General features: G+C 74.0%; 9 protein-coding genes. 1 reads left to right on the forward strand and 8 read right to left on the reverse strand.

The genetic code is table 11. The features are described from left to right. Positions 1-30: 30 nt before the first annotated feature. The 5 genes from VKZ81_RS00385 to VKZ81_RS00405 all read right to left on the reverse strand — a co-directional run bounded on the left by VKZ81_RS00385 (position 31) and on the right by VKZ81_RS00405 (position 4,182). Positions 31-615, reverse strand: coding sequence for an NADPH-dependent FMN reductase (locus VKZ81_RS00385; RefSeq protein WP_324239316.1), 585 nt, complete (start codon positions 613-615; stop codon positions 31-33). A gap of 67 nt (positions 616-682) precedes the next feature. Beyond that, positions 683-2,002: an acyltransferase family protein gene (locus VKZ81_RS00390; protein WP_324239317.1), complete on the reverse strand. Its 1,320-nt coding sequence runs from the start codon at positions 2,000-2,002 to the stop codon at positions 683-685. A gap of 52 nt (positions 2,003-2,054) precedes the next feature. Next, positions 2,055-3,284: an RNA polymerase sigma factor gene (locus VKZ81_RS00395; RefSeq protein WP_324239318.1), complete on the reverse strand. Its 1,230-nt coding sequence runs from the start codon at positions 3,282-3,284 to the stop codon at positions 2,055-2,057. Next, a complete protein-coding gene (locus tag VKZ81_RS00400; RefSeq protein WP_324239319.1) occupies positions 3,281-3,682 on the reverse strand; it encodes a YciI family protein in 402 nt (133 codons plus the stop codon). The genes VKZ81_RS00395 and VKZ81_RS00400 overlap by 4 nt, the downstream gene beginning before the upstream one ends. 5 nt (positions 3,683-3,687) lie before the next feature. Continuing rightward, a complete protein-coding gene (locus VKZ81_RS00405; RefSeq protein ID WP_324239320.1) occupies positions 3,688-4,182 on the reverse strand; it encodes a pyridoxamine 5'-phosphate oxidase family protein in 495 nt (164 codons plus the stop codon). A 105-nt stretch (positions 4,183-4,287) separates the two neighbouring features. On the opposite strand from VKZ81_RS00405, the gene VKZ81_RS00410 reads away from it, so the two are divergent. After that, the gene (locus VKZ81_RS00410; RefSeq protein ID WP_324239321.1) at positions 4,288-4,800 is read left to right on the forward strand and encodes an NUDIX hydrolase; all 513 of its coding nucleotides are present in this window, start codon (positions 4,288-4,290) and stop codon (positions 4,798-4,800) included. Positions 4,801-4,817: 17 nt separating this feature from the next. Here VKZ81_RS00410 and VKZ81_RS00415 read toward each other — a convergent pair whose 3' ends face one another. The 3 genes from VKZ81_RS00415 to VKZ81_RS00425 form a co-directional block, all read right to left on the reverse strand. Then, the gene (locus VKZ81_RS00415) at positions 4,818-6,251 is read right to left on the reverse strand and encodes an aldehyde dehydrogenase family protein (protein ID WP_324239326.1); all 1,434 of its coding nucleotides are present in this window, start codon (positions 6,249-6,251) and stop codon (positions 4,818-4,820) included. Beyond that, positions 6,248-7,225 (reverse strand): deoxyribose-phosphate aldolase, encoded by a 978-nt coding sequence (gene deoC, locus VKZ81_RS00420; protein ID WP_324239322.1) that lies wholly within the window; start codon positions 7,223-7,225, stop codon positions 6,248-6,250. The genes VKZ81_RS00415 and deoC overlap by 4 nt, the downstream gene beginning before the upstream one ends. 218 nt (positions 7,226-7,443) lie before the next feature. Further along, positions 7,444-7,680, reverse strand: a complete 237-nt coding sequence (locus tag VKZ81_RS00425; protein ID WP_075940218.1) for a hypothetical protein — start codon at positions 7,678-7,680, stop codon at positions 7,444-7,446. Positions 7,681-8,175: the final 495 nt, after the last annotated feature.

Genomic DNA, 8,175 nt, shown 5'->3' on the forward strand with positions numbered 1-8,175 from the left:
GCGACGCTAGGAGTTGAAGTGAGGTACAGGTCAAGCGGCGACGTACGGGCGTGCGGTCCGCGCTTCGCGCAGGGCACGTGCCCACCAGACGAGCTGGTCGAGCATCGTCTTCGCGGCCGTGGTGCACTCGGCCGGGTCCACCGGCCGGGAATCCGGGCCGAACCTCTCCCACGCCTGGTGGAAGCTGACGGTGTCGCGCACCGTCACCGCGTGCAGCTCGGCGAGGACGCCGCGCAGGTGCTCCACGGCCCGCAGCCCGCCTGCCAGCCCGCCGTACGACACGAACGCCACCGGCTTCGCCTGCCACTCGGTGAAGTGCCAGTCGATCAGCGTCTTGAGCGAGGCCGGGTAGCTGTGGTTGTACTCCGGCGTCACGATCACGAACGCGTCGGCGGCAGCCAGCCGGGGCGTCACGGCGGTCACCGCCTCGGGCGGGGGTGACCCGTACGCCGTGAGCCGGTCCGGCAGGGCGAACTCGGCCAGGTCCAGCACGTCGACGTCCAGGTCGGCCCGCCCGCGGGCCTGCTCGGCGAACCAGTTGCCCACCGTCGGGCCGAAGCGGCCCTCCCGGGTGCTCGCGATGATGACGACCAGCCGCAGCGGCGTCTCGTCCATGGGGTGTGCTCCTCTCGTCGATCGGACGTGATCGACGCTAGGAGCGCGGGCCCGGCCCTCGAATCAGTCAGGTGACCGGGTTCCGCCTGCGCAGCGCCCACGCGCCCGCGGCGACCAGCACGAGCGGCGCCACCCCGGCGCCCGGCAGGCCGTGGGCGGTGACGAGCCCGTCGAGCCCGGCCTGCGACACCGCGTACATCCCCGCCGCGGCGGCGAGCACCCCGGCGACGGTGGCCCGGGTGCTCACCGGCCCGGCCCCGGGCGCGCCCGCCGACCGCTCGAACCGGACGAACAGCGCGACCAACCCGGCGCAGGCCAGCGAGCAGGCGGCCAGCCACCCGGCCAGCGCCGCGAACCACAGCGGGGTGTCGGCGGCCGGGAGCTCCACGCCGGCCACCAGCAGGGCGCCCTGCACGAGGTAGCAGGCGGTGAGGTGCCAGCAGAACACGGTCATGATCATCGAGTTGCCGGTGGCCACCGCGAACCACGCCTTGGGCCGGGCCACCAGCGCGGTGCCCGCCCCGCGCAGCAGCAGCGCGGTGCCGACCAGGAAGAAGCTCTGCGCGAGCAGCGCGAGGGTGGGCGGCGCGGTGTTGGAGACCTCGTTGCCGGGCAGCCCGACCATGAGCACGGGGTAGGCGGAGGTGCCGAAGACCAGCAGCGCCGCCCCGGCCAGCCCGCCGGCCGCGAGCAGGCCCGCCGTCCGGCGCCCGCCGCGCAGCAGCGTGCCGTCGGCGTAGCCGAACCCGAGCTGGTGCACCGCCAGCCAGACGAAGAGCAGGTTCGCAAGGCCGATCTGCATCACGCCCGTGGCCAGCCGGACCGCGTCCACGGCCGCGACGGCCACCGCGAGCGCGGCCACCACCGGCCACGTCCCGTACCGCAGGTGCAGCCGCATCATCGCCGGGGCGGCCAGCACGATCACCAGGTACACGCCGAGGAACCACAGCGGGATGGTGATCAGCTGGAGGCCGACCGCGAACACGCCGTCGGTGAGCCCGGCGGCGTGCATCAGCAGCGCGAGCACCGACCAGACCGCGAGCAGCACCAGCGCGGGTGGCAGCAGCCGGTACGCCCGCGCCCGCGCGAAGTCGGCGGTGCGCGGCCGGTGCCCCGCGTTCGGCTTGTTCAGCGCCCGGGCGTGCGCGAACCCGCCGACGAAGAAGAACAGCCCCATCACCTGCCACACCCAGGTCGAGAGCGCGAGCGGCAGCGAGGTGGTGACCGAGCCGGCGCCGTGCACCGTGAGCAGCGCGACGACCCAGTGGCCGAGCACGACCATGCCGATGGAGTAGAGCCGCAGCAGGTCGGCGTACCGATCCCGGCCGGCCGGGGTGGCGGCGGCGAGCTCCGCCGCGGTCCGCGGGGTCGTGAGCGCGTCGGTCATGTGGATCAGGGTCGCGGCCCGGGGCGCCCGTCGGATCCGCGGAACTACGCAGTCAGCCGCGCCGCAGCTGTGACCCCAGTCGCGCGGCCTTCGTCAGCAGGTACTCCCGCTCCGGGACGCTCGTGGTGCGGGCGGCGGCCCTGCGGTAGTGCTCGGCCGCGGCCTGCGCCTCGCCGAGCATCTCGCGCAGGTGCCCGCGCACGGCGTCGAGGCGGTGGCTGCCCGCCAGCCGGGCCTCCAGCGGTTCGAGCCGGGCGAGGCCCGCGGCGGGCCCGTGCACCATCGCCTCGGCGACGGCGGCGTTCAGCGCGACCACCGGGTTGTCGGTGATCCGCTCCAGCAGCCCGTACAGGCCGAGGATCTGGGTCCAGTCGGTGTCCTCGGCGCGGGCGGTGCCGTCGTGCAGCGCGGCGATCGCGGCCTGCAGCTGGTACTCGCCCACCGCGCCCCGCGACATCGCCGTGGCGATGAGCCGCGTCCCCTCCGCGATCGCGGCACGGTCCCAGAGCGTGCGGTCCTGCTCGGCGAGCGGCACGAGCTCCCCGGCCGGGCCGGTGCGGGCGGGGCGGCGGGCGTCGGTGAGCAGCATCAGCGCCAGCAGCCCGGCCACCTCGGCGTGCTCGGGCAGCAGCGCGTGCACGGCGCGCGTGAGCCGGATCGCCTCGTTCGACAGGTCCACCCGGTGCAGGTCCGCGCCCGACGTGCTCGCGTAGCCCTCGTTGAACATCAGGTACAGCACGTGCAGCACCGACTGCAGCCGCGGCCCGAACTCCTCCGGCGCCGGCGTCGCGAACGGGATCCCCGAGGCCCGGATCCGCTGCTTGGCGCGGCCGATCCGCTGCGCCATCGTCGCCTCCGGCACGAGGAACGCCTTCGCGATCTCCGCGGTGGTGAGCCCGCCGACCGCGCGCAGGGTGAGCGCGATCGCCGACCCCGTCGACAGGGCGGGGTGGCAGCACAGGAACAGCAGCACGAGCGTGTCGTCGCGGTCCGCGGCCTCGGCGCCGGGCACCTCCCGCCGGAAGACGGCCTCCTCCCGGCGACGCCGCGACCGCTCGGACCGGTAGGCGTCGGTGAACCGCCGCACGGCGGTCTGCACGAGCCAGGCCCGCGGGTTGTCGGGAAGCCCGTCCTCCGGCCACGTGCGGGCGGCCGCCAGCAGCGCCTCCTGGACGGCGTCCTCGGCGGCGTCGAAGTCGCCGGTGTGGCGGACGACGATGCCGAGGACCTGCGGCGCCAGCTCGCGCAGCAGGTCCTCGGGCACCGTCGCCGGTGGGGTCACAGCTCGACGCCGGGCAGGTCGGTCATCACCGCGCGCAGCTCGATCCGCTGCCGCAGCGGGACCCCACCCGGACCGGGCGCGGCCGACACCTTCGCGGCGATCTCGATCGCGCGCTCCTCCGACTCGACGTCGATCATCTGGTACCCGGCGAGCAGCTCCTTGGCCTCCGGGAACGGCCCGTCGGTGACCACGGGCGGGCCGCCGTCGGACACGACGATCCGGGCGAGCTCGGGCCCGGTGAGCACCTGCAGCTCCACCAACTCGCCGCTGTCGATCAGCTCCGCGTTGAGCGCGCGGAGGTAGTCGAGGTGCGCGGTGACGTCGTCGGGGTCCCACTCGGACATCGGCGGGACGCCGAGCCCATCGTCGTGCTTGCTCAGCACCATGTAGCGCGTCATCGCGATCACCTCCGGGCCATCTTCTCGCGGATCAGGTCCTCGACCGCCTTCGGCAGCGTGGTCTCGAAATCCAGCAGCTTCGCCCAGTCCGGGGTGATCCTGATGCGCACCATCCGGTCGTAGAGCCCGCGCACCTGGGTCTCCCAGTCGTCGAACACCTCGGCGGGCAGCGCCTTGCGGCTGCCCTCGATGTACTCCTCCGGCACGCCCTCCACGAGCTCGACGCGCGCCGAGCCGCGGATCAGCAGCACGCGCGGCGGCCACGGCAGCAGGTGGTCGATCGTGATTGCCACGCGCGGGTTCTGCTGCAGCGCCCGCACCTTCGCCGCCGCCGGGGCGGTGCAGATCACCAGCTCCTCGCCGTTCCACCAGAACCCGATCGGCACGACCCGTGGGTCCCCGTCCAACGCCGTGTAGGCCAGCCGGGCCGGGACGTCCGACATCAGCAGCCGGCGGGAGATCGGCTCGTCCACCACCTTCATGACGTCCGCGCGGTCCATCTCGTCCTCCTCCTCGTCCGGGCGGTTGTGGGAGTGGGACGGAGCTGGGCACGCCCTCTCGACGGATCCGGGTGTGACCTGCATCACGAGCGTAGCGTCGGGCGGGTGGGGGAACCGCTCGTCGATCCGGCCTGCCGCCCGGGCGCGCGGGTGGCCGCGCGCGTGCTGCTGCTCGACCCCGCGCAGCGGCTGCTGCTGTTCGAGGGGTTCGACCCGCACGTGCCCGACGAGACGTTCTGGTTCACCGCGGGCGGCGGGCTGGAACCGGGCGAGGAGCTGCGCGCCGGGGCGCGGCGGGAGCTGCGCGAGGAGACGGGCCTGCTGCTTCCCGCGGACCGGCTGGTGGGGCCGGTGTGGCTGCGCCGCGTCCGCTTCACGTTCGAGGGCGTGGAGTACGACAGCGACGAGTGGTTCTTCGTCGCCGCGCTGACCGACGTGGCGGACGTCGACACGGCGGGCTTCACCGAGCTGGAGGCCCGGACCGTGCGCGGCCACCGCTGGTGGAGCGCCGAGGAGCTGGCGGCGACGACCGAGACCGTCTACCCGCTCCAGCTCGCCGAGCTGCTGCCCGGGCTGGTGGCCGACGGGTGGGACGGCCGGCTCCGGACGATCGACTGACCGGCCCGGGCGCGCGCTCAGGCGTCGAGGTAGGCCTCGAGCCCGATCCGGCCGCCCTCGCGGCCGAACCCGCTCTCCCGGTACCCGCCGAACGGGGCGGTGGGGTCGAAGCGGTTGAAGGTGTTGCTCCACACCACCCCGGCCCGCACGCGCTGCGCGGTCCACAGCGCCTTGGAGCCCTTCTCGGTCCAGATGCCGGCCGACAGGCCGTAGGGGGTGTTGTTGGCCTTGGCGACCGCCTCGTGCGGCGTGCGGAACGTCAGCACCGACAGCACCGGCCCGAAGATCTCCTCCCGGGCCACCCGCATCGTCTGCTCCACCCCGGTGAAGACCGTGGGCGGGAAGAACAGGCCGCGCTCGGGCAGCGGGCAGGAGCTCGTCCAGCGCTGGGCGCCCTCGGCGTCGCCGGCCGCGGCGAGGTCGACGATCCGGTCGAGCTGCGGGCGGGAGTTGATCGCGCCGACGTCGGTGTTCTTGTCCAGCGGGTCGCCGACGCGCAGGGTCTCGATCCGCGCGCGCAACAGCTCCATGAACTCCTGCTCGATCGACTCCTGCACGAGCAGGCGCGACCCGGCGCAGCAGACGTGGCCCTGGTTGAAGAAGATGCCGTCGACGACGCCGTCCACCGCCTGGTCGAGCGGGGCGTCGTCGTAGACGATGTTGGCCGCCTTGCCGCCCAGCTCGAGGGTGAGCCTGCAGCCGGTGCCCGCCAGGCGGCGCTGGATCTGCTTGCCGACCTCGGTGGAGCCGGTGAACGCCACCTTGTCCAGGCCGTCGTGGCCCACCACCGCCGCACCGACGTCGCCCGCGCCGGGCAGCACGTTGAGCACCCCGGGCGGCAGCCCGGCCTCGGCGGCGATCTCGGCGAGCACGAGGGCGGTGAGCGGGGTGGTCTCGGCCGGCTTGAGCACGACCGTGTTGCCGCACGCGAGCGCCGGGCCGATCTTCCACGCGGCCATGAGCAGCGGGAAGTTCCACGGGATGACGGCCCCGACCACGCCGAGCGGGCGCGGGTCCGGCCCGAGGCCCGCGTAGCCGAGCTTGTCGGCCCAGCCCGCGTGGTGGAACAGGTGCGCCGACGCCGTCGGGATGTCCACGTCGCGGGACTCGCGGATCGGCTTGCCGTTGTCGAGCGTCTCCAGCACCGCGAGCTCGCGGGCCCGCTCGGCCACCACGCGCGCGATCCGGAACAGGTACTTGGCCCGCTCGGCGCCCGGCATCGGCCCCCACACCTGCTCGTACGCGCGCCGGGCCGCGGCGACGGCGCGGTCGACGTCGGCGGCGTCCGCGGTGCCGACCTCCGCCAGCACCTCCTCGGTGGCCGGGTTGAGCGTCTTGAGCGGCTCACCGCCGCCGTCGACGAACTCCCCGTCGATGAACGGCCGGTAGGCGGGCTTGAGGGCGGCGATCGAGGCCGACTCGGGCGCGGGCGCGTACTCCCAGGCCATCAGGCCCCTCCGATGTGGTCGCGGTCGGTGTAGTGGCCGTCGATCTGGGTGCGCCGCTGCCGCAGCAGGTCGCCCAGGAGCGACGACGCCCCGAACCGGAACAGCTGCGGGGTGAGCCACTCCGGTCCGGCGACCTCGTTGACGGCCACGAGGTGGCGGATGGCGTCCTTCGCCGTGCGGATGCCGCCGGCGGCCTTGACGCCGCGGCGCTCCCCGGTTGCGCGGTACCAGTCGCGCACGGCCTGCAGCATCACCTGCACGACCGGCGGCGTCGCGGCGGGGGAGACCTTGCCGGTGGAGGTCTTGATGACGTCGGCGCCCGCGAGCAGCGCGAGCCACGACGCCCTGCGGACGGCGTCGTAGCCGCCGAGCTCGCCGGTCTCGAGGATGACCTTGAGGTGGGCGCCGCCGCACACCTGCTTCACCGCGACGATCTCGTCGTACACCGCGCCGTACCGGCCGGTGAGGAACGCGCCGCGGTCGAGCACCATGTCGATCTCGGTGGCGCCGGACTCGACGGCGAGCCGGGTGTCGGCGAGCTTGACCGCGCGCGACGACCGCCCGGACGGGAACGCGGTGGCGACCGCGGCCACGGCGACGCCGGAGCCCTTCAGCGCCTCCGCGGCGACGCCCGCGAGGTCGGGGTAGACGCAGACCGCCGCCACCGGCGGGACGTCCGGGTGGTCCGGGTCGGGCCGGCGCGCCTGAGCGGCGAGCGACCGGACCTTGCCCGGGGTGTCGGCGCCCTCCAGGGTGGTGAGGTCGATCATCGAGATCGCCATGTCCAGCGCCTGGAGCTTGGACTCCTTCTTGATGCTCCGGGTGGCCAGCATCGCCGCGCGCCGCTCGACGCCGACGTGGTCGACGCCGGGCAGGCCGTGCAGGAACCGGCGCAGCGACGCGTCATCGCGGACGGCGTCGGCGAACGCCCCGTCGCGGTCGCCCGCGGCGCGCCCCGCGGTAACGGTCGTGGTCACGCGAGCGAGTCTAGGCGCGGGCGGGCCGCGCGGAGTCCCTCGTCACGAGGGGCCGCGGGCCCGGTGGGGCTGAGGAGAACCGCGGACAGCACGCCGCCCGCCGCGTGGTGCCGAGCGGCGGGCGGGGATGAGTGCAGGGGGAGCGAAGGTCGTTCTGTCGTGTTGTCCTTGCGGGCGTGCTTCTGCGCCGAGGGGGAGCTGCGCAGTCCGCTCCGGGATCAGGTGGAGCTGTGCAGCCGAACGACGCCCACGGTCACGTCCTCGAGCCCACCGCGGTCGAAGTCGCGGCGCAGCTGGTCGGCCTTGACCGTGGCAGTGAGCCCGTCGAACGGGCCGTGCGCGTCGACCTCGCCGGTCTGGGGGTCGACGGCGAGGACGACGTATCCGTCGCACTGCGTGAGCTTCTCCGCCGCTGCGACCAGCGTCGCCTCGTCGGAAGTCGTGTTCTCCGGCACCGGATCACCTCCTAGTCACCTAGTACAGCGTCGGCGAGGCTCTCCGCGTGACTGAGTTCGTGCCATACCACCCGTTCGGGTCAGGGTGAAACTTCGTCTTGATCACCCTTTGTGCTGCCGGGGGCACCGAGGGCACGGATCACCGTGCCTGCGGGTCGTTTCCGTTACCGAGCAGGTACTCTCGGTGATCATCGGCGGGAGGGGTGGCCCTGGGGTGCTGTCCGTCGTGTGACGGGTCCGCAACCGGCCCGCGGTGGCGGCCCGCGGCGCCCCGACCCCGCTCCTGCGGTGTCGCTCCGGTTGCGAAGGGTGACCATCGTGCGCCGCCGCTGACAAGATCGGGTCATGGTCTCGCTCCCCGCTCGTGACGCTTCCGGACCATCCCGCAGCTCCACCCGGGGAGCCGGATGGGGGTGCCGGGAGCCCGGGGTGGGGGCGCGGCTCGCGCCCCGCGACAGCCGTTTCTCGTGGCTGCGCCCCGGGCCTCTGATCAAG

This window comes from Pseudonocardia sp. (assembly GCF_035305885.1).
Taxonomy (GTDB): Bacteria; Actinomycetota; Actinomycetes; order Mycobacteriales; family Pseudonocardiaceae; genus Pseudonocardia.